This window comes from Amycolatopsis sp. NPDC051903, from assembly GCF_044452505.1.
Lineage (GTDB): Bacteria > Actinomycetota > Actinomycetes > Mycobacteriales > Pseudonocardiaceae > Amycolatopsis.
Genome location: NZ_JBITBT010000005.1, coordinates 65,419 through 88,810 on the forward strand (window position 1 = coordinate 65,419; position 23,392 = coordinate 88,810).

Here is a 23,392-nt window from a genome sequence, read left to right on the forward strand (position 1 = left end):
CCATTTGGTCAGCTGTGCTTCATCCACAGTCCACCACGGTGGCACAGTGTGAAAGCCGTTGCACTGCCGGTGTGGGCGAAGGGGACGGGATGAAGCTCTCTCACGTGGTTGTGGTGGCCGGTGCGTTGATCGCCACCACGTTGTCGGGGACGGCCGCGGCGAACGCGGACAGTCCGAAGCTCTCGCACGTGACGATGGTCGGCGTGCACAACACCTACGACCCCGCGGCGTACCCGTTCCTGGCGCAGGCGCTGGACAACGGTTCGTCGCTGATCGAGCTCGACGTGTGGCCCGACACCATCACCCACGAGTGGAAGGTGAGCCACTCGAACCCGTTGGGCAACAGCAACAACTGCGTCGCCGCCTCGACCGCGGCCGACCTGTACCGGGGTGGTGCGAACAAGGACCTCGAGTACTGCCTCGACGACATCCGCATCTGGCTCGCGGCGCACCCGGGCCACGCGCCGCTCACCCTCAAGCTCGAGATGAAAACGGGCTTCTCCGACAACCACGGCCTCGGCCCGGACGAACTCGACGCCGCGTTCCGCGCCCACCTCGGTGGCGCCGTCTTCAAGCCGGCTGACCTCCTGGGCGGCTACGCGACGCTCGACGACGCTGCCAAAGCGGACAACTGGCCCACCGTGGACGCGCTCCAGGGCAAAGTGCTCACCGAGATCATCCCGGGCACGGTCGAGGAGCAGAACCCGACCGACACGCTGCACACCGACGTCGAGTACGTGAACTACCTGCTGGCGCAGAAGAACGCGGGCAAACTCGGTGACGTCCAGATCTTCCCGACCGTGCACGGCGCCGTCGGCGGCGACCCGCGTGACAAGTACGCGGCGAACCTCAAGCCGTGGTTCGTGGTCTTCGACGGCGACGCCAACACGTGGGTCACGCAGACCGGCCCGTGGTGGTACGACGCCAACCACTACTACGTGATCATGACCGACGGTCAGAACGTCTCGCCCGCCATCGACGACCACAACCCGACCGTCGACCAGGCGAACCAGCGCGTGGCCGACCTCGCGAAGCAGCACGCGTCCGTCGTGACGTCCGACTGGACCGGCCTGACCACGGTGCTGCCGCAGGTGATCGCCCGCGGCTGAGTGTCTACAGTGCACGGTGTCCACAGTGCACGGCCCCCGGGTGCTCGCCCGGGGGCCGCGTCACGTCACACAGTCAGGACGATCTTCCCGGTCGCCCGGCCGGCCTCGCCCAGTTCGTGGGCCTTGGCGACCTCGTCGAGCGGGAACGTCCGGTCCACGTGGACCTTCAGCTTCCCCTGCTCGGCCAGTTCGACGAGGCCGAGCAGCCCGATCCGGTCCGGTTCCACGAGCAGCGGCGACGTCCGCACGCCGCGCTTCTCCGCTTCGGCGAGCACCGACGGCGCCACGCCGCCGGGCACGCTGATCACCAGCCCGCCTTCCTTCACCGCGGGCAGCCAGCGCAGGTCACCACGCTCGCCGACGAGTCCCAAGTGGACGTCCACATCCGACGCGGTGACGGTTTCGTCGCGGTAGTCCAGTGGCTCGTCCACGCCGATCGACCGGAGGAAGTCGTGTTTGGCCGTGCTGGCCGTGCCGAGCACGTACGCCCCACGCGCCTTGGCGATCTGCACGGCGAGGTGCCCGACGCCGCCGGCGGCCGCGTCGACGAGCACGCGCTGTCCACTCCGGACACCGGCCACGTCCACGAGCGCTTGCCACGCCGTGAGTCCCGCCAGCGGCAGCCCGGCCGCTTCGACGTGCGAGAGCCCCGCCGGCTTGTGCACGAACTGGCGCGACGGCGCCTTCACGTACTCCGCGTAGGCACCGGCCTGGCGCGGGAACCACGGCATGCCGAGCACCTCGTCGCCCGCCTGCACGCCGGTGGCGCCGAAGCCCACCTCTTCGACCACTCCGGACACGTCCCAGCCCAGCGTGTAGGGCGGCTCGCCCAGGAACACCTCGTGCGCCCGCGACTTCCAGTCGACGGGGTTGACGCCGGCGGCGTGGACCCGCACCAGCACCTCCGTCGGGCCGGGCACCGGCCGCGGCGCCTCGGTGACCCGCAGCACCTCCGGTCCGCCGAACTCCTGCTGCGTGACGACTCGCATCCGTGCTCTCTCCTTCGTCGTGGATCTTCGCCACCCATGCTCGGGGGAGCCGGCGCTTTTCGCCAGAAGGCACTTCCCGGTAAACTAGGTACCCGATGGAAACCACCGCTGACCAGCAGCATTCGTGGGACGTCTACCTCAAGAGCTGTCCCTGCCGCGACGTGCTCGACCTGCTCGCGAACAAGTGGACCGCGCTCGTGCTCGGGGTGCTCAGCCGCGGGCCGCACCGGTTCGGCGAGCTGCGCCGCGCCGTCGGGGGCATCAGCCAGAAGATGCTCACGCAGGACCTGCGCAGCCTCGAGCGCGACGGGTTCGTGACCCGCACGGTGTTCCCGACCACGCCGCCGACGGTCGAGTACGCGCTCACCGACATGGGCGCCGAGGTGAGTGAGCACCTCGTGGCGCTGAGCCGCTGGTCGCAGTCCAACTTCGACCGGATCCGCGAGGCGCGCAGCGGCTACGACTCGCGCTCGCTCGAACCCGTCACGTGAGCGCGGGCGATTTCGTCCGCACCGCGCGGAAAATCCAGTTCGGACTCACGTGAAGCGCGGTGGCGGTTTCAGCACGCTCGCCCGGTAATCGGTCACCGCGCGGCTCTCGGCGATGCCGGGTTTGGGGTCCAGGCCCCACTTCCGGATCACCTTGAGGGCCTGCGCCGGGCGGTTGTCCGAAACCAGTTTGTCGACCTCGAACTGCAGGTCCAGTGGCATGGTGGCCCACAGTGCGCGGGCGGCGGCGTCGTCGGTCACGGGTCCAGTGTGGCCGGTCAGTCGGCCAGCCGCCAGAACGGGGAGACGGGCCCCACGCCGGCGCCCAGCGGGTAGGCCTCCGCGACGCAGCGTTCGATGAACCGCTTGGCCTCGGCCACGGCTGTCGGCACGTCGGCGCCCTTGGCGAGCGACGACGTGATCGCCGAGGCCATCGTGTCGCCGCCGCCGTGGGTGTGCTCCGTCGCGATCCGAGGTCCGCTGAGCTCGATCACGTCGGTGCCGTTGGTGAGCAGGTCCACGCAGTCTTCGGCCTCGTAGAGGTGCCCGCCCTTCACGAGCACCCACGACGAACCGAACTCCAGCAACGCGTCGGCCGCCGCGCGCTGGGTTTCGGCGCCGGTGACCGTGACGCCGGTGAGCAGGCGCACCTCGTCGAGGTTCGGCGTGATCAGCGTGGCGCGCGGGAAGAGCTCGGTGCGGATGGCCTCGAGCGCTTCCTCACGCAGCAGCGCGTGCCCGGTCATCGAGGCCGCCACCGGGTCGACGACGAACGGCGTGTCCGTGTCGCGTCCGATGCGGACCTCGTCGAGCGTCTTCGCCACCGCCTGGATGATGTCGGCGGTGGCGAGCATGCCCGTTTTGGCCGCGTTGACACCCATGTCGCCGGCGACGGCCTTGATCTGCGCCGTGACCACGTCGGCCGGGATCTCGGTGAAACCCTGCACGCCCAGGGAGTTCTGCACGGTCACCGCGGTGAGTGCGACGAGCCCGTGGACGCCGTTGGCGAAGAACGTGCGCAGGTCGGCCTGCACGCCCGCACCACCGCCGGAGTCGGATCCGGCGATGGTGAGGGCGGTTCGGGGAGTGCTGGTCATGACTTTCTCCGGTTGTGCTGGTGCTACTGCCCGCGGGTCACTGACCCACGACGGGCAGGTAAACCTTGTTGCCCTGCTCGCCGAACTCGGCGGACTTCTCCGCCATGCCGGCCTCGATGGCCTCTACAGTGGACAGACCGTGTTCCTCGGCGTACTTGCGCACGTCCTGCGTGATCCGCATCGAGCAGAACTTCGGCCCGCACATCGAGCAGAAGTGGGCCGTCTTCGCCGGCTCCGCGGGCAGTGTCTCGTCGTGGAACGAGCGTGCGGTGTCCGGGTCGAGCGCCAGGTTGAACTGGTCGGTCCAGCGGAACTCGAAGCGGGCCTTGGACAGCTCGTCGTCCCACTCGTGCGCGTGCGGGTGGCCCTTGGCGAGGTCGGCGGAGTGCGCGGCGATCTTGTAGGTGATCACGCCGGTCTTCACGTCGTCGCGGTTGGGCAGGCCGAGGTGCTCCTTCGGCGTGACGTAGCAGAGCATCGCCGTGCCGTACCAGCCGATCTGCGCCGCGCCGATGGCGGACGTGATGTGGTCGTAGGCGGGCGCGATGTCCGTCGCGAGTGGACCGAGGGTGTAGAACGGCGCCTCGCCGGTGAGCTGCTCCTCCAGCTCGACGTTCTCCTTGATCTTGTGCATCGGCACGTGGCCGGGGCCTTCGATCATCACCTGCACGTCGTGCTCCCGCGCGATGTGCGTGAGCTCACCGAGGGTTTCGAGCTCGGCGAACTGGGCGCGGTCGTTGGCGTCGGCGATCGAGCCGGGCCGGAGGCCGTCGCCGAGGGAGAACGTGACGTCGTACTTCCGCAGGATCTCGCAGAGCTCCTCGAAGTGCGTGTACAGGAAGGACTCCTGGTGGTGCGCCAGGCACCACGCGGCCATGATCGACCCGCCGCGGCTGACGATGCCGGTGACGCGGCGCGCGGTCAGCGGCACGTACCGCAGCAGCACTCCCGCGTGGACGGTCATGTAGTCCACGCCCTGCTCGCACTGCTCCAGCACGGTGTCGCGGTAGACCTCCCACGACAGCTTTTCCGGCTCCCCGTCGACCTTTTCGAGCGCCTGGTAGATCGGCACGGTGCCGACCGGTACGGGGGAGTTGCGGATGATCCACTCGCGGGTCTCGTGGATCCGCTTGCCGGTGGAGAGGTCCATGATGGTGTCGGCGCCCCAGCGGGTGGCCCACACCATCTTGTCGACCTCTTCCTCGACCGAGGACCAGACGGCCGAGTTGCCCATGTTGGCGTTGATCTTCACGAGGAACTTCTTGCCGATGATCATCGGCTCGGTCTCGGGGTGCTTGCGGTTGACGGGGATCACCGCCCGGCCGCGCGCCACCTCGTCTCGCACGAACTCCGGCGAGCACCGCTCGCGCGCGGCGATGAACTCCATCTCGCGCGTGATCACGCCGGCTTTGGCCCAGCCGAGCTGGGTGTTGTGCGCGCGGCCGTCGGCCCAGCCCGCGCGCAGCGGGTGAAGTCCACTGTGGACGTCGATCGTAACGTCGGTGTCCGTGTACGGACCGGACGTGTCGTACACGTCGAAGTGGTCACCGTTCGTCAGGTCGATCCGCCGCGCCGGGACCCGGAGGCCGGATTCGGTGGGGTGGTAGACCTTGCGCGAGCCCGTGATCGGCCCCGTGGTCACGGAAGGCGTGATGGTGGGCTCGTTCTCCAGCGTCGTCAACGACGTTCACTCCCTACGCCGGCATTACCCGGTCAGGTTCATGCGGTCGGCGGCACCGGGTGTCCTCAGACAGACACCAGCCGCCCTCTCAGCCCGCCATGGCGCGAGCTCCCGCGTTGGTTATGGGGTTGTCCCTCGACCATGCCACGGCGGATCACGCGAGCACAAGGCGACTTGTCGACCGGTGTGTTCTTCACCGGATCGGAGCAGGCGGCCGACAGGGGTTCACGAGGGCGCTTCGATTCGCGGCTTTGGGGGTTTCTCGTGCGGGAAGTCCTGCTCACCCGACTCGTGTGGGCGAGTGCGGTTCCAGCGCGAGCCTGGCTCCGCCGGATCTGCCCCGCCGAACCGTTCCGGCGAATGGACCGCGGGCACCCGCACCGCACTTCCTCCGCGACGCCGAGAACGGCGACGCCGCGATTTCCCGCCCCCTCGGCAATTCTCCGGTGCCCCGGGACGGTCAGCGGAAACCGCCCGGCAACGCAAAAGAGTCTCCCCGCCCACCGGGCGAGGAGACTCCGCGGGAAACCGGAGGCGCTCAGGCCTCCGCGGATTCCTCCTTCGGGGGCAGCCAGCTCAGCCCCGGCACACCCCACTTGTTCTTCTTCAGCATCTTCTTCGCCGCGCGCGCGTGCCGGCCCACGAGGCGGTCCAGGTACAGGTGCCCGTCGAGGTGGTCGGTCTCGTGCTGGAGGCACCGGGCGAAGTAGCCCGTGCCCTCGACGGTGATCGGCTCGCCGGACACGTCGAAACCCGTCACGCGGGCCCAGGACGCCCGCCCGGTCGGGTACGACTCGCCGGGGACCGACAGGCAGCCCTCCCAGTCGTCGTCCGGGTCGGGCATCGTTTCGGGGATCTCGGAGGTCTCCAGCTTCGGGTTCACCACCACGCCGCGGTGCTCGACGCCCTCGTCGTCGGGGCAGTCGTAGACGAACAGGCGCAGGTCGAGGCCGACCTGGTTGGCCGCGAGGCCCACGCCCTCGGCCGCGTACATCGTCTCGAACATGTCCTCGGTGAGCGTGCGCAGCTCGTCGTCGAACTCCGTGATCTCACGGGTCGGCTGGTGCAGCACGGGATCGCCGGCGATGCGGATGGGGTGGACGGTCACGAGCAGCGAGTTTAGTCGGACCCGCGCATCCACCTGGATCGGACCGTGACGCGCCGCGCCGGATGCCCATGTCGAGCGTGGGTTCCGTGGTTCAATGACGCCCGCGGAAGGACAGCCGAAGCGATTGCGAGGACCGCATGGACGCCGCGGAGTCGATGGCTGGTGATCAGCCGTCGCCGCCGGAAACTACGGGTGGCCTGACCGAGCGAGAGCTGGAAATCCTCGCGTTCGAGCGCCAGTGGTGGCGGCACGCCGGTGCCAAGGAGAACGCCATCCGGGAACGCTTCTCGCTGTCCTCGACCCGTTATTACCAGCTGCTGAACACACTGCTGGACAAGCCTGAGGCCGTGGCGGCCGACCCGATGCTGGTGAAGCGGCTGCGCAAGACGCGCGCCGCCCGGCAGCGCAAGCGCGGCGCCCGGCGGCTGGGGATCGAACTGTCATGAGCTTCTTCTCGGGACTGTCCCGGCCCATGCGGGCCGCGGGCGTCGCGCTCATCGGGGTCGCCGTGATCGCCGCGATCATCGGCGGCGTCACCGCGCTGTCGGGCGGCGGCTCGAACAACAACACCGCCGGGCCCACCAGCAGTTCGGGCAGCCCTTCGGCGTCGTCGCCGGCTCCGGGTTCGTCGTCACCCGCGACGCCACCCTCGTCGTCGGCCGCGTCCTCGGCGCCGTCGTCCGCACCGGGCAGCGCGTCCGGTCAGCCGGGTCAACCGGGCCAGCCGAGCGGACAGCCGGGGCAATCCGGGCAGCCGGGCCAGCCCGGCCAGCCAGGACAGCCGGGCGGTCAGCCGGGGCAGCCGGGCGACCAGCAGGCGTCCAACAAGTGGGTCACCCTGCGCGTCTACAACAACTCCCTCGTCCAGCACCTCGCCGAGCAGGCCGCGAGCGACTTCCGCGCCGCGGGCTGGAACGTCGCCGAGGTCGGCAACTACTCCCAGGGCGTGATCCCGCGCACCACGGCCTACTTCCGCCCCGGCACCGACGAGGAAGCCGCCGCGAAGCAGCTGGCCGCCGAGTTCGGCTTCGTGGCCGAGCCGCGGTTCGAAGGCATCCAGAACTCGAGCCCGGGCGTCATCGTGATCATCACGAAGGACTACCAGAGCGGCCACAAGGGCAGCTGACCAGCTAAAACGAAGGACCCGCTGCCTCCCGAGGCGGGTCCTTCGTTTTCGCCGGACCCGCGAACGTGCCCGGCGAGCGATCGGTCAGCGTTCCTGCTGCGCCTGCGCGTAAGCCTCCAACGTGGCCAGCTGAGCGGGGTCCAATGAAGGCCGCACGGTTTCCCGGGCTTTCGCCAGGTGGGCGGCCGTGACCTCGCGCGCGTCGAGCGATTCCCGCATCGCCGTCAGGGCCGCTTCGCGGATGAGAGCGGCGCAGTCGGCGGCGGAATAACCGTCCAGGGTGGACGCGAGGGCCGCCAGATCCACATCGGACGCCAGCGGGGTGTTCTTCGACGCCGCCTTGAGGATGGCCGCCCGGGACTCGGCGTCGGGCGGCGGCACGTAGATGCGGCGCTCCAGGCGGCCCGGCCGCAGCAGGGCCGGGTCGACGAGCTCGGGCCGGTTCGTGGCGCCCAGCACCACGACCTCACGCATCGGCTCCACACCGTCGAGCTCGGTCAGCAGGGCCGCGACCACGCGGTCGGCCACGCCGGAGTCGGACGACTGGCCGCGCCGCGGCGCCAGCGCGTCGATCTCGTCCAGGAAGATCAGCGACGGCGCCGCGTCGGCGGCTCGCCGGAACAGGTCCCGCACCGCCCGCTCGGACTCGCCGACCCACTTGTCCAGCAGCTCGGCGCCCTTGATCGCGAACACGTTGAGCGCGCCCGTGCCCGCCAGCGCCCGGACCAGGAACGTCTTGCCGCCGCCGGGCGGGCCGTAGAGCAGCACGCCGCGCGGCGGGTCGATGCCGAGCCGGGCGAACGAGTCGGGGTAGCGCAGCGGCCACAGCACCGTCTCGGTGAGGGCCTGCTTGACGTCGACCATGTTGCCGACGTCCTCGAGCGTGAGCCCGCCCGTGGCGAGGTTGTCCGAAGTGGACAGGGAGATCGGCCGGACGGTGGCCAGCGCGTCGAGCAGGTCCTGCTGCGAGATGCGCGGCTCCTCGACGTCACGCTGGCGCAAGGCGGCGCGCAGCGCGGCGTCGCGGCGCAGCGCGATGAGGTCGGCGGCCACGAACCCCGGTGTCTTTTCGGCGAGCACGCCCAGGTCGGCGCCCGGTTCGACGGGCACGTCGCGCAGCAGGATCCGCAGCAGCTCCACCCGAGTCTTCGCGTCGGGCAGCGGCAGGCCGAGCTCGCGGTCGAGCAGGTCGGCGGCGCGCAGCCGCGGGTCGACGGACTCGGCGCGCTGCGTCGTCGCCACCACGGCCATGCCGTCGCGCCGCATCGCCGCGCGCAGCTCCTCCAGCACGACGGTCGCCACCGGCGGCGGCTGGCTGGCCGGCAGGAGCGCGTCGACGTCGTTGATCAGCAGCACGCCGGGCCCCGCACCGTCGGCGGCGTGGCCGATGGCCTCACGCAGCCGCGCGTGCACGGCGCCGGGTTCCAGCACAGCGATGTTCGGCGCGGTCAGCGACACCACTCGCACCTTCTCGGCCTGCGCGACGGACCGCACCAGCGTCGCCTTGCCGACGCCTTCGGGGCCCGACAGCAGCACGCCCAGGTGCGCCGACGTGCCGAGCCGTTCGAGCAGGTCCGGCCGGTGGAACGCCAAGTCGAACCACTCGGCGAGCTTGCGGGCGGCACCCTCCGCGCCGACGAGGTCGGTGACCGGCGGGACCGCTTCCGCCAGCTCCTGCTCTTCGGGCTCCTCCACGATCTCCGCGTCCAGGTAGTCCTCGGCCGCCGTGACGGCGGTCCTGCGCACGAGGGCGGTGGCGCTGCGGACGGGCGTCGGGTCGCCGGCCGGCTCGCCCGTGCGCGCGCCGTCGCGCCAGCTGACCACTGTGGACGGTCCGACCACGACGGCATCCGCGGGCTCGGTCGCGGTGACGGTGAGCAGTTCGTTGGTCCACGTCGCGCCGATCACGCGCGAGAGCTGCCCCCGCACGGCCGCGACGTCGGACCCCGGCGCCGGCGCCAGGTCCTGCGGCAGCAGCGACACCGCGTCGCCGCGCGTGAGCACCTTGCCGGTCAGCGCCAGCCGCAGCGTCTGCGGCGGCACGGAGACGCTGGCCAGCCTCGAGCCGGCGACCGTCACCGTCCTGGCGGCCGCCACGGCGGCCGGCGCCACCACGACCTCGCCGCCCTCGGAGACGCCCAGGTTCGACAGGGTGACGTCGTCGACCAGCACGACGCCGGGAGTGCCCTCTTCTTCGGCCGGCGCGGCCAGCGCGGCGCTGCGGCGCGCGCCGGTGAGGTGCACGGCGTCCCAGGGCCTCAGCCCGAGCGCGTCGAGCACCTCCGGGTGCAACCGCACAACCCCCCGCCGCGAATCCAGCGCGGACGGTGTGTGCCGGACGGTCAGCGTGATCTGCGGATCGCTCACGTCGTTCACCCTAGCGACGCGAGGCCACCCCAGGGGCCGAACGACGGATGTCGCTCACCGGCCGGGGGAACTCCAGGCGCGAACCACACCGGTTCCGGTTAGCGCCGGCGGATGCCGATCCGCCGCCACGACCGCCGGCGCTGCCCGGGGCCCGACGTGCCGTTGCCGCTCGCCCCGCCGACCGTGCCGGTGGTACCCCGGTCCCGGTCCCGCAGCGCGCGCGTCACGCGCACGAAATCCGACCCGTTGCGCGGCAACCGCACGGCGCGCATGGCGCCCGCGACACGGCGCGAGGCCGGCCGCAGCCGCAGCCGGCGCTGGGAGCGGGCCCGGCGGATGGCGCGGCGCTCGCGCGGCGGCACCGTCCACGCCTCCGGGTGCGCGGCCAGCCAGCGGTGCCGGTAGACCGAGTACGGGATGTGCAGCAGGTACAGCACGAGTGCGATCGCCAGCGCGACCAGCGGGAACTGGATGATCGCCGCCGCCAGGAGGCCGACGCCGACCAGCAGCGGGGCGATGGCCTTGGCGGGGGCCTTGACCGTCTTCAGCGACAGCGTCGGGATGCGGCTGATCAGCAGCGCGGCGATGGCGATCGTCCAGACGATCACCACGTACTGCTCGGACCACCAGCCCTCACCCCACTGGAGCGTGGCGATGAGCGGCAGCAGCGCGACCAGGCCCCCCGCCGGGGCGGGGACGCCGACGAAGAACTCCGCGGCGTACGGGGGCTGGTCGGTGTCGTCGAGCAGCGTGTTGAAGCGCGCGAGCCGCAGGATCATGCAGACGGCGAAGATCAGCGACGCGACCCAGCCGATCCGGTCGCCGTGCGACTGCCACACGTACAGGACCAGCGCGGGCGCCACGCCGAACGAGATGCCGTCGGAGAGGGAATCGAGCTCGGCGCCCATTCTCGACGTCGCGTCCAGCAGGCGGGCGATGCGGCCGTCGAGGCTGTCGAGCACGGCCGCGATGCCGATCGACGCGATGGCCATCGCGTAGTTGTTCGTGAGCGCGAACTGCACGGCCGAGAGGCCGGCGCACAGCGCGAGCACGGTGATGGCGTTCGGCAGCAGCCGGATGCCCGGGGTGGTCACGCGGACCATGATCAGCCTTCTCCCAGTGCCGGGAGTTCGGCGAGCACCGTCTCGCCGCCGACCGTGCGCTGGCCCTTGGAGACGAGCACGCGGCTGCCGGGCGGCAGGTAGAGGTCGACACGGGAGCCGAACCGGATGAGGCCGTAGGTGGCACCGGCGGCCACCTTGTCGCCCTCGCGGATCTCGCAGACGATGCGCCGCGCGACGAGGCCGGCGATCTGCACGACGACGAGCTCGTGGCCGTCGACGGTGCGAATGAGCACGGAGTTGCGCTCGTTGTCCTCGCTCGCCTTGTCCAGGTCCGCGGAGAGGAACTTGCCGGGCCGGTAGGCCACCTTCTCGACGACGCCCGGCGCCGGGATCCGCTGGACGTGCACGTCGAACACCGACAGGAACACGCTCACGCGCAGGCGCGGCTCGGCGGGCAGCCCCAGCTCCGCCGGCGGCACGGCCTCCTCGATGAGGGACACCAGCCCGTCGGCCGACGCCACGGCGATGTTCGGCCGCTCCGGCGCCACGCGCTGGGGCTCGCGGAAGAACGCGGCGGTCGCCGCCGTCGCGAGCGCGCCCACCACGCCGAGGCGCTTGGAGAACCGGCGCAGCACCAGCGTCGCCGCCAGGCCGCCGAGGACGAACGGACGTCCGGCGGGGTGCATCGGCGGGATGGTCTCCCGCGCGAGCTGCACTGCGTGCGTGAGGGGATTGCCGGTGGGCTTGCCGCTCATGGGTCGGTTCCCCGCGTTTCGTTGCGATCGGAGGGAGGGGACGGTTTCACGTCCGATTTGGGCGTCACCACGCTACCGCCCGTCGGCGGGCGGACACGCCCAGGGCTGGCGGGCGCTCCCCCGCAAGGGTTTCCCCGCAGCGGGTGGGCATGCCCACAAACCGGTAACGACGAGTCGAATTCCTCGACAACTCCCAGTAGTACCAGCCGTTCGGGCCCGGCGCCCGAGCCGAAACCGTCGAGGAAGCGATGTCCGTGCCCGATCCGCTCTTCGAGCTGCTGTGCGCCTGGCGACGGGAGATCTCCGCCGCGCCGATGCCCGTGCTCGTGGACACGGCGCTTGCCGTGCGCGTGGTCCGGGAGGCCGCCAGGGCGGGCCGGGTGCATGCATCCCCCGACGACGCATGCACCCGGACGCGGAACTGAGTAGTTTACGGGTTTCGGGGACGCTACTGACGGTTCGTGGGCAAACCGTTACAAACGGTCACTGGGTCGCCGGCCGATCGCGCTGATCAGCCGCAGGAGCGCCAGCAGCACGATCGCGCCGAGGATCGCGACGCCGAAGCTGGGGAAGTCGAACTCGAACCGCTGCTGCTCACCCGTCGCGAGGCGGTAGATGAAGCCGCCGAGGGCCGCTCCGAGCACGCCGACGAGCACGCTGACCAGACACCCCTGCCGGCGCCGCTCCGGCCCGCCGACCACGAGGTTCGCGAGCCAGCCGACCAGCGCGCCGAAGATGATCCAGGTGAAGAAGCCCATGGGGCGAGGGTACCTGGCGGCCATTGCACAAGAGATGTTGTACAACTATTCTTGTGCATCGTGGTCCACGAGATTCGCGATTCCCGGGTGCTGACCGCCATGTCGCACCCGCTGCGCCGCCGCCTCCTCGACGTCCTGCGCCTCGACGGCCCGGCGACGGCGTCCGGTCTGGCCGCTGCGCTCGGCTCCGCGGTCGGCAACGTCAGCCACCACCTGAAGGTGCTCGCGGGCGCCGGACTGGTCGAAGAGGCGCCGGAGCTGGCGCGCGACCGCCGCGAACGCTGGTGGCGCCGCCCCGACGGGGCGCTGTCGTGGTCCACTTCGGACTTCGTCGGGGATCCCGTCGGCGACGCCGCGGAGGCCGTCGCGCTCGACCGGCAGGCTTCGCTGTCGCGCTCGTGGCTGTCCGCGTTGGAAACCGCGCCGGCCGAATGGCGGGACTCGTGGTTCACCAACGAGACGTGGGCGCGGCTGTCGCCCGCGGAGCTGGCTTCGCTGAGCTCGCGGATCCTGGCGCTGTTCGCGGAGTACGCCGACCGCGAGCCGCCCGACGACGGAATCGAGCGGCAGCCGGTGTTCCTGTTCGCGCGCGGTTTTCGTGCTGAACCGTGACGGTTCAGGCGGCCGGGCCGGTTGTCGTGGTCGAGGTGGCCGGCCTGGACGGCCTGGTGGAGCTGGGAGTCGCACTCGAGCCGGCTAGTCAGGTCGATCTGGTCGAGAGATGGGGTTGTCCACAACTCGGCTCCCCTGTGGACAACCTGGCTGAGCAGGCGGTTTTGCCGGTGGGGCGCGATATACTGGACAAGGGCCGTCCCCCTAGGACTGGGCGGGGGCTCGCTGGGTGGTGGGGCTGGGCGCGGCAGCGGGGTTGGTCGCGGGAAGTTGTTGCGCGGCAACCGAAACCGGTTCGCGCAGGAGAACGCGGGTGAGTCTCCGGCGCGATCGCGACTTCAGTCTCGTCTGGACCGGCGAGACGATCAGCGCGCTGGGCAGCGCGGTCGCCGACACGGTGCTTCCGCTGACGGCCCTCCTGGTCCTGCACGCGAGCACGTTCGAGGTCGCCGCGTTGTCGGCGATTGCGTGGGCGCCGTGGCTGGTGGTGGCGTTGCCGGCCGGGGCGTGGGTGGACCGGTGGCGCAAGAGGCGCGTGATGCTGGTCTGCAACGTCGTCTCCGCGCTGACCTTCGCGGCGGTGCCCCTCGCGTACGTGACCGGCGTGCTGTCCGTGCCGTTCCTGCTCGCGGCGGCGCTGGTGGGTGGCGTCGCGAAGGTGTTCTTCTCCCTCGCCTACCGGGGCTACCTGCCGGTGCTTGTGCCGAAGGACCGGCTGCTCGAGGCCAACGTCAAGCTCCAGGGCAGCGAATCCGCCGCCCAGGTGGCCGGGCCGGGGCTCGCCGGGTTGCTCGCCGCCGCAGCGGGACCGGTGACGGGGGTGCTGGCGAACGCCGTCAGCTTCGCGATCTCCGTGCTCTGCCTGCACCGGGTCCGCAAGCGGGAACCCCGGCCCGAGCCTGCGAAAACCCGGCTCCGCGCCGAAATCGCCGAAGGACTGCGGTTCCTGGCGAAAGACCCGTACCTGCGCACGCTCGTCGCGTCCGCCGCGATCGCCAACCTCGCCCTCGACGGGTACGCGGCCATCCAGGTCGTCTTCCTCGTCGACGACCTCCACCTCGGCGCGACGGCCACCGGCGTCGTGCTGGCCCTCGCCGAGGCCGGCGGAGTCGCCGGGGCACCTTTCGCCGCGCGGCTGGCGCGCAGAGCCGGCACCGCGCGCGCCTTCCTCTTCTGCGAAGGGCTCGCGGCGCCCGCGATGCTGCTCGGCCCGTTCGCGACGCCCGGAGCGGGTCTTGTCCTCTTCATCCTCTCCGGTACGGGCGTCGCCGCCGGGATCGTCGGGTCCAACGTGCTCGCCGGCACCTTCCGCCAGGAGTACTGCCCACCCGAGCTCTACGGCCGCATCACCGCGAGCTCCGCCGTCGTCAACTACAGCACCATCCCGCTCGGCGCGCTCCTCGGCGGCGCGCTGGGCGAAGCGATCGGCGTGCGCGAAACGCTCTTCGCGATGGCCGTGGTGCAGCTCGGCTCGCTCGCGGTCCTGCTCACCAGCCCACTGCGCCGCCACCGGAACTTCCCGGCAGCTCGTTAACCGGTTCCCTACAAGAGCAGCACGTCCACCTCGGCACCTTCGGCGGCTTCGGTCACAGCTCGTTGCAGCCGCTGCGCGAGCTCCCTACAAGAGCAAAACGTCCACCTCGGCACCCTCAGCGGCTTCCGTAACGTCCTCCGGCAACACGATCAGGCAATTGGCCTGCGTGAACGCCGCCAGCAGGTGCGACCCCGGCCCACCGCGCGGCCCCACGACACCGGTCACCTGGCCCTCGGTCGGCGTGTAGTACCCGCGCCGGAACTGGCGCCGGCCGCCCGGCGACGTCATCGCCTCGGTCAGCCGCGCCCGCACGCGCCGGCGGTCGAGCTCCGTGTGCCCCATCGCCGACAGCAGCGCCGGGCGCAGGAACGCCTCGAACGACACCAGCACGCTCACCGGGTTGCCCGGCAGCGTCACCACGGACACGCCGTTCCACCGGCCGCACCCCTGCGGCCCGCCGGGCTGGATCGCGACCTTCCGGAACTGCACGCCCTGGCCGGTCAGCGCGTCCTTCACCACCTCGTACGCACCCGCGCTGACGCCGCCCGACGTCACGAGCAGGTCGGCGTCCGCGAGCTTCGGCTCGATGATCTTGCGGAACTCCTCGACGTCGTCCACCACGCTGCGCACCACGGCCACGCGGCAGCCCAGCTCGCGCAGCGCCGCGGCGAGCATGACGCTGTTCGACTCGTAGATCTGCCCGTGCCGCAACGGCTTCGGCGCTTCCACGAGCTCCGTGCCGGTCGACACGACGAGCACCGACAACGGCCGGTACACCTTCAGCTCGGCCAGCCCGACGGCGGAGGCCAACCCCAGCTGGGCGTGCCCGAGCACGGTGCCGGCGTGCAGCGCCACCGTCCCCTGCGACACGTCCTCACCGGTGCGCCGCACGTGGTCGCCCGCGGTGGCGGCCGCGGAGACCCGCACCTGCTCGGTGCCGCGGTCGGTGTCCTCGACCATCACGACGGCGTCGGCCCCCGGCGGGATCGGCGCGCCCGTCATGATCCGCTGCGCCGTTCCCGGTTCCAGCGGCTGGACGTCCACACGCCCGGCCGGGATGTCGTCGGCGACGGGCAGGGTCACGGGCGCTCCGGCGACGTCGGAGGCGCGCACGGCGTACCCGTCCATCGCGGAGTTGTCGAACGGCGGCAGCGACACTCCCGCGAGCACGTCTTCGGCGAGGACGAGCCCGGCGGCGTCGGCCAGGGGCAGGGTGGTCACGGGCGCGCGGCCGAGCAGTTCGGTCACGGCCTCGCGGTAGGCGTCGACGGAGATCACGCGGACCATCCTCCCCCGCGCGCGCGGGCGTGCAACACTCTCCCGCGGCAAGAGTCGGGGTTCAGGGGAGAAGTCATGCAGGTACAAGTCCGCCACCAGCCCTCGTTCGCGGTGGCCCGGCTGGAACTGGCACCGGGTGAACCCGTGCAGGTCGAGTCGGGCGCGATGATGGCGACCAGCTACGGCGTGACCGTCCAGTCGCAGGCGCAGGGCGGGATCATGAAGGGCCTGGGCCGCTCGCTGCTGGGTGGCGAGTCCTTCTTCACCTCCACCTTCACCGCGCCGCAGAACGGCGGCTGGGTCGACATCGCGGCCAACCTCCCCGGCGACATCCAGACCGTGACCCTCGACGGCCGCACCGGCTGGTGCATCACCCAGGGCAGCTGGCTCGCGTCGTCGCACGGCGTGCAGACCGAGACGCGCTGGGGCGGCTTCAAGAACCTCGTCGGCGGCGAGGGCGGCTTCCTGTCCCACGCCACGGGCCAGGGGCAGGTGCTGGTGTCCTGCTACGGCGGGCTCGACCTCATGACGCTGCAGCCGGGCGAGGCCGTCACGATCGACACCGGTCACGTCGTCGCGTACGCCGACACTGTGCAGTACCAAGTCCGCAAGGCTTCGAAGGGCGTGATCCAGTCGATGAAGAGCGGGGAGGGCCTCGTGTTCGACTTCGCCGGCCCGGGGCAGGTGCTCACGCAGACGCGCAACCCGTCCGCCCTGATCAGCTGGATCCTGTCGCACGTCCCCTCCCGCTGACATGCGCGTCCACACGAGGCACACGCCCAACTTCGGCGTCGCGCGGGTGCTGCTGGCGCCCGGCGAGGCCGTGCAGTCGGCGGCCGACACGATGCTCGCCACCAGCTTCGGCGTGCGCGAGGGCGCGCCGCCGGGCCGAGGGGGCTCGCGCAAACCGGGTCTGTCCGTGTTCACCGCGCCCGCCGAGGGCGGCTGGGTGGACCTGGCGCCGATCGGGCCCGGCGACGTCTACCCGCTGGAGCTCACCGGCAGCACCGGCTGGTCGGTGCACCACGACGCCGTGCTCGCGCGGCCCGCGTCGGTGCGCCACGACCAGGCCTGGGCGCCGTTGCAGCAGCTCTTCGGGGCCGACAGCGGGTTCCTCGACCACTACAGCGGCACCGGTCCGCTCGTGCTCACCGCGCCGGGACCGGTCGACTCGTTCGAACTGAAGCCGGGAGAGCTCGTGACGGTGCGGCCGGACTACGTGCTGGCCTACCCGGACACGTTGCAGTGCCGGCTGCGCGCCGTCGATCCGAGCGGCCCGCAGTCGCTGCGGACGGGCGAAGGTCTGGTCCTCGATTTCGCCGGGCCCGGCACGGTTCTGGTCCAAGCGCGGAACAGGCGGGTTTCGCGGGCCTGACGAATCTCCGAATTGACCATTGCCGAAGTGCGTAATTCCGGTAGCGTGAACTGCTGTTCCAGCCGCTACCGGGAGAGCGGATCTTGTCCTTGAGGGAGGGCGCCGTGGCTGTCGGCACCGTTAAATGGTTCAACTCGGAAAAAGGCTACGGCTTCATCGAATCCGCGGAGGGTCCGGACGTGTTCGTCCACTATTCGGCTATCCAAGCCGAAGGATTCCGCACTCTCGACGAAGGCGATCGCGTGGAGTTCGAGGTCCAGTCCGGCCGCGACGGACGAAGCCAGGCCGCGGACGTCCGCAAGGTCTCCTAGGTTCTCCTCGCCCGACCGGTTGGGCGAACCCCCCATCGCTGCGGATTGCAGGGCGTTAAGCTGCGCAGCGTGACAGGCGATGTGTCGGGGGACCTCACCGGTCGCCGGCTGGGCAACTACCGCATCGACTCGGTGCTCGGCAAGGGCGGCATGAGCGTGACCTACCAGGCCACCGACGTGCGGCTCGGCCGGAAGGTGGCGCTGAAGGTCATCGGCGACCACCTGGGCACCGACGCCGAGTTCCGCGAGCGGTTCGTGGACGAAGCGCGCAACACGTCCGCGATCGACCACGCCAACATCGTGCCGCTGTACGACTTCGGCGAGCTCGACGGCATGCTCTACATCGCCATGCGCATGGTCGACGGCGGTGACCTCGCCGGGCTCATCTCGTCGGGACCGATCGCGCCTGCCCGAGCCCTGACCCTGCTCGACCAGGTCGCCGACGCCCTCGACACCCTGCACAACCGCGGCCTGGTGCACCTCGACGTGAAGCCCGCGAACGTGCTCGTGACCAGTCGCGAAACGTCGCGCGAACACGTCTACGTCGCCGACTTCGGCCTGACGCGCCGCGGCGCCACGGGCCACCGCACCCGCGGCGGCGACTTCCTCGGTTCCCCGACGTACGCCGCGCCCGAGCACCTGCGCGGCGAACCGCTCGACGGGCGCACCGACCAGTACGCCCTCACCTGCGTGCTCTACGCGTGCCTCACCGGCAGCCCGCCGTTCAAGGGCGACGTGCCGACCGTCATCAAGGGTCACCTCAACGGCGAACCGCCCTCCGTGGCGCGCGTGGTCGCGCTGCCGTCCGCCGTCGACGACGTCATCCGCAAGGGCATGGCCAAGAACCCGGCCGACCGCTACCCGAGCTGCGTCGCGATGATCGCCGCCGCCCGCACCGCCCTCGGCCCGCTCGCGACGTCCGATACGCCGCCTGGCCCGCCGGGCGCTCAGCCGAACGGACCGCCCGCGCCGGTGCAGGGGGAGGGAACCGCCGTGCAGCCCTACGGCGGACAACAGCCCTACGGGCAAAGCGGACCGGGGAGCAACGGTGCCGGGCAGTGGCCGGGTGCTCCCGGTGCGCCGGGCGGACCCGGTGTCCCCGGTGGACAAGGCACTCCCGGCGGTCCCACTGGTCCCGCGGGTCCTGGTGTCCCCGGTGGACCAGCTTCTCCTGGTGTCCCCGGTGGACAGGGCGCTCCTGGTGTCCCGGGTGGACAAGGTGGTCCCGGTCCGGGTGCTCCCGGCGGATGGCCGGGCGCACCGCAGCACCCCGGCGGCCCGCCGCAGGTTCCGCCGCCCGGCTACGGCTACCCCGGCGTCCCGCCCGGCCCCCAGGGTCACCCCGGCTACGGCTACCCGAACCAGCAGCAGGGCTACCCGGCCGTGCCCCCGGGTTACGGCCCGCCCGGCGACCCGATGCGGCTGCGCCCGCCGTCGCCGGCCGGTGGGGCCGGCGCGTTCCAGCAATCCCGCGGCAGTGGCCTGAAGTGGCTGTGGATCGTGCTGGGGATCGTCGTGGTCGCCGGCCTGGTCGTCGGCGCGATCTTCCTGTTCGGCAGCGACGACTCCGGTGGCGGCACCACCACCCCCACCACCGCCCCGAACATCCCGGTCGGCCCGGACGGCTCGCAGCCCAACGCGCCCGGGTCGTCGCTCAACGCCCCTCCGACGTCGATCCCCATCCAGCCGAGCCGTTGACCACCGCTCGCCACTGACCTGCGGAACAGAAGCGGAACGCCGATGTGTCCCCGGACCTGGTGTTTCGTCTGGGGGCACGGCAACGCTACCGGGCCTGGTCGAGCGGGTTGTCAAGGAACTTTCGATCTTCCTGTTGCCGGTGTCGCGCGTACGGACTTGGTGTAGACCTTCGTGAGCAGGTCGTCGTCGACGGTTCTCCGGGTCGCCGCGAGCTGTTCGTCTGTGCCCACAACGCCGGCCGCTCCCCGATGGCAGCCGCCTTCCTCACTCACCGCGGCCGCGAGCGGGTCAGGGTCCGCTCGGCCGGCTCCGCCCCGGCTGACTCCGTGAATCCGGCAACGCTGACGATCATGCGCAGCACAGATATCCGTCCCCACCGGATCGGCTGTCCGCTACGATCAAGGCATGTGCTGCTGCGCTCCCACGACTACAACCGCCGCTTAGCGGCGGTACCGCGGTTGCTGTAACCGCGGCCATTGCCTGCCCCCTCGCGCGGGCAGTGCCATGACGTACCGCCGGATCAGTGTCCTGCCGGCAGTCACTCGTATTCCTGTGCTGCCGGGCCATCCTGCCTGATCAGGGAAGTCATGTCTCAGTCGCAGCGTTTTGATTCACCGCACCCGCGTGCAACCGGACCCAGCACGACGCAGCACCCCCGGCCCGCCACCCTGCTCCTGATGGTCGGGCTCCCCGGGGCTGGGAAAACCACCCGTGCCCAAGAGCTCGCCGCAACCCACCGGGCGCTGCGGCTGACCCCGGATCACTGGATGATCCCGCTGTTCGGCGATTCGATGGCCGACGGCAAGCGCTGGGTGCTCGAAGGGCGGCTCATCTCGGTCGCCCTTCAAGCGCTGCGGCTCGGGACCAGCGTCGTACTCGACTTCGGGCTCTGGAGCCGCGATGAACGGTCGGCACTGCGCTGGCTGGCCCGGTCGGCCGGGGCATCGTGCGAGGTGGTCTACCTGCCCGTGGACAAGGACGTCCAGCTCGCCCGCATCGCGCTCCGCCAGGAAACGACACCGCATCAGACGTTCCCGATGAGCGAGGCCGACCTGGATGCCTGGCGGGAGCAGTTCGAGGTGCCCGACGCCGCCGAACTCCACGGCGGCGAGATTCCCACCCCGCCGGCGGGCTGGCCGAGCTGGACGGAGTGGGCGGTAGCCAAATGGCCCTCCTGCACCGACAGCTGACCCGGACGGCCCGCCGACGATCCGGGTATCGATCGCGGATCGCGTTCCAGGAGCGGCTGCTCCGACGGGAGGCCAAGGGCGCGCCCGTAGCCTGGAAGCAGGCAGAAGGCGAGGCGCGGAACAGCTGCTACCGCGACCGGCCGAGCAGGTTCGCCGATGGTGACCATGACCAGCGAGATCAGCCGCCACTGACCTGCGGTTCTTGCACTCTCCCCGTGGGAGTGCTAAACACGGCATTGGCACTCGGCGCCGTCGAGTGCCAGGTGAGTGGTCGCGGACCGCTCGCCTGAAGGTCGGGACGGTGAGGCTGACCCATCCGGTCGGTCGTCCGTCGCGGGCACCGAGCCTGGCCAACGCAAGAGTCCTGCTGCCGCCGCTGCTGAGACGTTCGAAGCACGCGCGGCGGTGGCGCCCAATACCGGAGGACCACACCGCAATGGCCAAACTGATCGCGTTCGACGAGGACGCCCGCCGCGGTCTCGAGCGCGGCCTGAACACCCTCGCCGAAGCCGTCAAGGTGACCCTCGGCCCGCGTGGCCGCAACGTCGTGCTCGAAAAGAAGTGGGGCGCGCCGACGATCACCAACGACGGTGTCTCCATCGCCAAGGAGATCGAGCTCGAGGACCCGTGGGAGAAGATCGGGGCCGAGCTCGTCAAGGAAGTTGCCAAGAAGACCGACGACGTCGCGGGTGACGGCACCACCACCGCCACCGTGCTCGCCCAGGCTCTCGTCCGCGAGGGTCTGCGCAACGTGGCCGCGGGTGCCGACCCGATCAGCCTGAAGCGCGGCATCGAGGCGGCCGTCGAGGCCATCACGGAGCAGCTGCACAAGGCCGCCGTCCAGATCGAGACCAAGGAGCAGATCGCTGCTACCGCCTCGATCTCGGCCGCTGACCGCACCATCGGCGAACTGATCGCCGAGGCGCTGGACAAGGTCGGCAAGGAAGGCGTCGTCACCGTCGAGGAGAGCAACACCTTCGGCCTCGAGCTCGAGCTCACCGAGGGCATGCGCTTCGACAAGGGCTACGTGTCCGGTTACTTCGTGACCGACCCGGAGCGCCAGGAAGCCGAGCTGGAGGACCCCTACATCCTCCTCTTCGGTTCCAAGATCTCGAACGTCAAGGACGTTCTGCCGCTGCTGGAGAAGGTCATCCAGTCCGGCAAGCCGCTGCTGATCATCGCCGAGGACGTCGAGGGCGAAGCCCTGGCGACCCTGGTGGTCAACAAGATCCGCGGCACCTTCAAGTCCGTCGCCGTCAAGGCTCCGGGCTTCGGTGACCGCCGCAAGGCCATCCTGCAGGACATCGCGATCCTGACCGGTGGCCAGGTCATCTCGGAGGACGTCGGCCTCAAGCTGGAGAACGCGGACCTGTCGCTGCTGGGCCGCGCCCGCAAGGCCGTCATCACCCGTGACGAGACCACGATCGTCGAGGGTGCGGGCGACGCCGACCAGATCCAGGGTCGCGTCAACCAGATCCGCGCGGAGATCGAGAACTCGGACTCCGACTACGACCGTGAGAAGCTGCAGGAGCGCCTCGCGAAGCTGGCCGGCGGCGTCGCCGTCATCAAGGCCGGTGCCGCGACGGAGGTCGAGCTCAAGGAGCGCAAGCACCGCATCGAGGACGCGGTGCGCAACGCCAAGGCCGCCGTGGAAGAGGGCATCGTCGCCGGTGGTGGCGTGGCCCTGATCCAGGCTGCCGAGGCCGCTTTCGCGGGCCTGAAGCTGACCGGTGACGAGGCCACTGGCGCCAACATCGTCAAGGTCGCCGTCGAAGCTCCGCTCAAGCAGATCGCGATCAACGCCGGCCTCGAGGGCGGCGTCGTGGCGGAGAAGGTCAAGTCCCTCCCGCAGGGCCACGGCCTCAACGCCGCCACGGGCGAGTACGAGGACCTGCTCGCGGCCGGCGTGCCGGACCCGACGAAGGTCACCCGCTCGGCGCTCCAGAACGCCGCCTCCATCGCGGCGCTGTTCCTGACCACTGAGGCTGTCGTGGCGGACAAGCCGGAGAAGGCTGCTGCCGCTCCGGCCGACCCGTCCGGTGGCATGGGCGGCATGGACTTCTGAGTTCGCCTCGCTGCTAGACCCGGAAAGCCCGGTCCGCTTCGGCGGACCGGGCTTTTCCTTGCGCGCAGGGCCGTCTGCTCGGCTCGCCTTTGAGTCCGATGTGGACACACGAAAAAGCCCGGACGCTCCCCAACGCCCGGGCTTCTTCTCCCCCTCCTGGTGGTGCCACCCCGTTTTCCCCCAGCAACCGCGGCCCTCCCCAGGCCGCGGCGGATCAGGAAGCCGCCTCCGGCGTGAGCACCGCGGCGGCGAGATAAACCGGCACTGCCAGCCCAGCGGACAACACCGCCGCGGCCACCACGGCGATCCGGACCATCGACGGGTCCACACCGAGGTACTCGGCCCAGCCCCCGCACACGCCGGTGATCATCCGGTCGCCGCGGCTGCGGTAGAGCTTCTTGGTTTCCGGGGTGTACACGCTGTTCGTCATGCCATGAATCCTGCGCCCCGCGGCCGCCGGGCACATCGGGGAACGCCCCGGACCCCAACCCTGGACTCCGACCCCGAGACGACCTCAGGGAAATTCGGATGTCCGCGCCGACCCAGCGCACCTGAGGAGCGGCGAGCTTCGGCCCTGCAACGTCCGCGCATGCCGCCGAGGCGCCGTCTGCCCCGGCCACGCTCGCGAGCCTGGCCGACGACCCAGCGACCGGCGCGGCTGTGCACCCCTGCCGGGACTCCGAAGATCACCGGCCACCGCCGGGCGCGCCACAGACGCTGGCCGCCCCCGCTGTGCCCGAGGCCTGTCTCGGTTTGGCCGCACAGTCGGCCCAGTTGCGCCCGCGAC

Annotated in this window: 25 protein-coding genes and 1 riboswitch; of the genes, 14 read left to right on the forward strand and 11 right to left on the reverse strand. The window is 70.8% G+C overall.

Annotation, left to right across the window (positions count from 1 at the left end; all coding sequences use genetic code 11):
- Positions 1-89 precede the first annotated feature (89 nt).
- On the forward strand, positions 90-1,109 hold the full coding sequence (locus tag ACIA77_RS14200) for a phosphatidylinositol-specific phospholipase C domain-containing protein (protein ID WP_395886283.1): 1,020 nt from the start codon (positions 90-92) through the stop codon (positions 1,107-1,109).
- Positions 1,110-1,174: 65 nt separating this feature from the next.
- Here ACIA77_RS14200 and ACIA77_RS14205 read toward each other — a convergent pair whose 3' ends face one another.
- A complete protein-coding gene (locus tag ACIA77_RS14205) occupies positions 1,175-2,098 on the reverse strand; it encodes an NADP-dependent oxidoreductase (protein ID WP_395886285.1) in 924 nt (307 codons plus the stop codon).
- Between the two features lie 95 nt (positions 2,099-2,193).
- On the opposite strand from ACIA77_RS14205, the gene ACIA77_RS14210 reads away from it, so the two are divergent.
- Complete coding sequence (locus ACIA77_RS14210) at positions 2,194-2,589, forward strand: winged helix-turn-helix transcriptional regulator (protein WP_395886286.1); 396 nt, start codon at positions 2,194-2,196, stop codon at positions 2,587-2,589.
- A gap of 45 nt (positions 2,590-2,634) precedes the next feature.
- Here ACIA77_RS14210 and ACIA77_RS14215 read toward each other — a convergent pair whose 3' ends face one another.
- The 4 genes from ACIA77_RS14215 to ACIA77_RS14230 all read right to left on the reverse strand — a co-directional run bounded on the left by ACIA77_RS14215 (position 2,635) and on the right by ACIA77_RS14230 (position 6,472).
- Positions 2,635-2,847, reverse strand: a complete 213-nt coding sequence (locus ACIA77_RS14215) for a hypothetical protein (RefSeq protein ID WP_395886287.1) — start codon at positions 2,845-2,847, stop codon at positions 2,635-2,637.
- Positions 2,848-2,864: 17 nt separating this feature from the next.
- Positions 2,865-3,683: a bifunctional hydroxymethylpyrimidine kinase/phosphomethylpyrimidine kinase gene (thiD, locus tag ACIA77_RS14220; RefSeq protein ID WP_395886288.1), complete on the reverse strand. Its 819-nt coding sequence runs from the start codon at positions 3,681-3,683 to the stop codon at positions 2,865-2,867.
- A 37-nt stretch (positions 3,684-3,720) separates the two neighbouring features.
- Entirely contained in the window at positions 3,721-5,364 is a 1,644-nt protein-coding gene (gene thiC, locus ACIA77_RS14225) for a phosphomethylpyrimidine synthase ThiC (protein ID WP_395886289.1), read from the reverse strand.
- Positions 5,358-5,489, reverse strand: a riboswitch (TPP riboswitch). (Overlaps the previous gene by 7 nt.)
- A gap of 413 nt (positions 5,490-5,902) precedes the next feature.
- Positions 5,903-6,472 (reverse strand): peptide deformylase, encoded by a 570-nt coding sequence (locus tag ACIA77_RS14230; RefSeq protein WP_395886290.1) that lies wholly within the window; start codon positions 6,470-6,472, stop codon positions 5,903-5,905.
- A 137-nt stretch (positions 6,473-6,609) separates the two neighbouring features.
- Here ACIA77_RS14230 and ACIA77_RS14235 point away from each other — a divergent pair, with 137 nt between their 5' ends.
- Positions 6,610-6,918 carry a DUF3263 domain-containing protein gene (locus ACIA77_RS14235; protein ID WP_395886291.1) on the forward strand — a complete coding sequence of 103 codons (309 nt, stop codon included), beginning with the start codon at positions 6,610-6,612 and terminating at the stop codon, positions 6,916-6,918.
- Entirely contained in the window at positions 6,915-7,598 is a 684-nt protein-coding gene (locus ACIA77_RS14240) for a LytR C-terminal domain-containing protein (RefSeq protein ID WP_395886292.1), read from the forward strand. The genes ACIA77_RS14235 and ACIA77_RS14240 overlap by 4 nt, the downstream gene beginning before the upstream one ends.
- Positions 7,599-7,682: 84 nt before the next feature.
- Here the strand turns inward: ACIA77_RS14240 and ACIA77_RS14245 are convergent, their stop codons facing one another.
- The 3 genes from ACIA77_RS14245 to ACIA77_RS14255 form a co-directional block, all read right to left on the reverse strand.
- The gene (locus tag ACIA77_RS14245; RefSeq protein ID WP_395886293.1) at positions 7,683-9,965 is read right to left on the reverse strand and encodes an AAA family ATPase; all 2,283 of its coding nucleotides are present in this window, start codon (positions 9,963-9,965) and stop codon (positions 7,683-7,685) included.
- A gap of 98 nt (positions 9,966-10,063) precedes the next feature.
- On the reverse strand, positions 10,064-11,068 hold the full coding sequence (gene pssA / locus ACIA77_RS14250; RefSeq protein ID WP_395886294.1) for a CDP-diacylglycerol--serine O-phosphatidyltransferase: 1,005 nt from the start codon (positions 11,066-11,068) through the stop codon (positions 10,064-10,066).
- 2 nt (positions 11,069-11,070) lie between these two features.
- Positions 11,071-11,784 (reverse strand): phosphatidylserine decarboxylase, encoded by a 714-nt coding sequence (locus ACIA77_RS14255; RefSeq protein ID WP_395886295.1) that lies wholly within the window; start codon positions 11,782-11,784, stop codon positions 11,071-11,073.
- A gap of 248 nt (positions 11,785-12,032) precedes the next feature.
- On the opposite strand from ACIA77_RS14255, the gene ACIA77_RS14260 reads away from it, so the two are divergent.
- Positions 12,033-12,209 carry a hypothetical protein gene (locus ACIA77_RS14260; RefSeq protein ID WP_395886296.1) on the forward strand — a complete coding sequence of 59 codons (177 nt, stop codon included), beginning with the start codon at positions 12,033-12,035 and terminating at the stop codon, positions 12,207-12,209.
- A 48-nt stretch (positions 12,210-12,257) separates the two neighbouring features.
- Here ACIA77_RS14260 and ACIA77_RS14265 read toward each other — a convergent pair whose 3' ends face one another.
- Positions 12,258-12,542, reverse strand: coding sequence for a GlsB/YeaQ/YmgE family stress response membrane protein (locus ACIA77_RS14265; RefSeq protein WP_395886297.1), 285 nt, complete (start codon positions 12,540-12,542; stop codon positions 12,258-12,260).
- Between the two features lie 60 nt (positions 12,543-12,602).
- Here ACIA77_RS14265 and ACIA77_RS14270 point away from each other — a divergent pair, with 60 nt between their 5' ends.
- Positions 12,603-13,154: a winged helix-turn-helix domain-containing protein gene (locus ACIA77_RS14270; RefSeq protein WP_395886298.1), complete on the forward strand. Its 552-nt coding sequence runs from the start codon at positions 12,603-12,605 to the stop codon at positions 13,152-13,154.
- Positions 13,155-13,467: 313 nt separating this feature from the next.
- Positions 13,468-14,688, forward strand: coding sequence for an MFS transporter (locus ACIA77_RS14275; protein ID WP_395886299.1), 1,221 nt, complete (start codon positions 13,468-13,470; stop codon positions 14,686-14,688).
- Between the two features lie 84 nt (positions 14,689-14,772).
- On the opposite strand, the gene glp is transcribed toward ACIA77_RS14275, so the two are convergent.
- Entirely contained in the window at positions 14,773-15,966 is a 1,194-nt protein-coding gene (gene glp / locus ACIA77_RS14280) for a gephyrin-like molybdotransferase Glp (protein ID WP_395886300.1), read from the reverse strand.
- 75 nt (positions 15,967-16,041) lie between these two features.
- Here glp and ACIA77_RS14285 point away from each other — a divergent pair, with 75 nt between their 5' ends.
- The 7 genes from ACIA77_RS14285 to groL all read left to right on the forward strand — a co-directional run bounded on the left by ACIA77_RS14285 (position 16,042) and on the right by groL (position 22,605).
- Complete coding sequence (locus tag ACIA77_RS14285; RefSeq protein WP_395886301.1) at positions 16,042-16,719, forward strand: TIGR00266 family protein; 678 nt, start codon at positions 16,042-16,044, stop codon at positions 16,717-16,719.
- A gap of 1 nt (position 16,720) precedes the next feature.
- Positions 16,721-17,341 carry an AIM24 family protein gene (locus ACIA77_RS14290; RefSeq protein WP_395886302.1) on the forward strand — a complete coding sequence of 207 codons (621 nt, stop codon included), beginning with the start codon at positions 16,721-16,723 and terminating at the stop codon, positions 17,339-17,341.
- Positions 17,342-17,445: 104 nt separating this feature from the next.
- The gene (locus ACIA77_RS14295; protein WP_204093028.1) at positions 17,446-17,652 is read left to right on the forward strand and encodes a cold-shock protein; all 207 of its coding nucleotides are present in this window, start codon (positions 17,446-17,448) and stop codon (positions 17,650-17,652) included.
- Between the two features lie 69 nt (positions 17,653-17,721).
- Positions 17,722-19,350 (forward strand): serine/threonine-protein kinase, encoded by a 1,629-nt coding sequence (locus ACIA77_RS14300; RefSeq protein ID WP_395886303.1) that lies wholly within the window; start codon positions 17,722-17,724, stop codon positions 19,348-19,350.
- Between the two features lie 59 nt (positions 19,351-19,409).
- Positions 19,410-19,817 (forward strand): low molecular weight phosphatase family protein, encoded by a 408-nt coding sequence (locus ACIA77_RS14305; RefSeq protein WP_395886656.1) that lies wholly within the window; start codon positions 19,410-19,412, stop codon positions 19,815-19,817.
- A gap of 120 nt (positions 19,818-19,937) precedes the next feature.
- Complete coding sequence (locus ACIA77_RS14310) at positions 19,938-20,540, forward strand: AAA family ATPase (RefSeq protein ID WP_395886304.1); 603 nt, start codon at positions 19,938-19,940, stop codon at positions 20,538-20,540.
- A 436-nt stretch (positions 20,541-20,976) separates the two neighbouring features.
- Positions 20,977-22,605 (forward strand): chaperonin GroEL, encoded by a 1,629-nt coding sequence (gene groL, locus ACIA77_RS14315; protein WP_204093030.1) that lies wholly within the window; start codon positions 20,977-20,979, stop codon positions 22,603-22,605.
- Between the two features lie 214 nt (positions 22,606-22,819).
- Here the strand turns inward: groL and ACIA77_RS14320 are convergent, their stop codons facing one another.
- Positions 22,820-23,035, reverse strand: a complete 216-nt coding sequence (locus ACIA77_RS14320; protein WP_395886305.1) for a PspC domain-containing protein — start codon at positions 23,033-23,035, stop codon at positions 22,820-22,822.
- Positions 23,036-23,392: the final 357 nt, after the last annotated feature.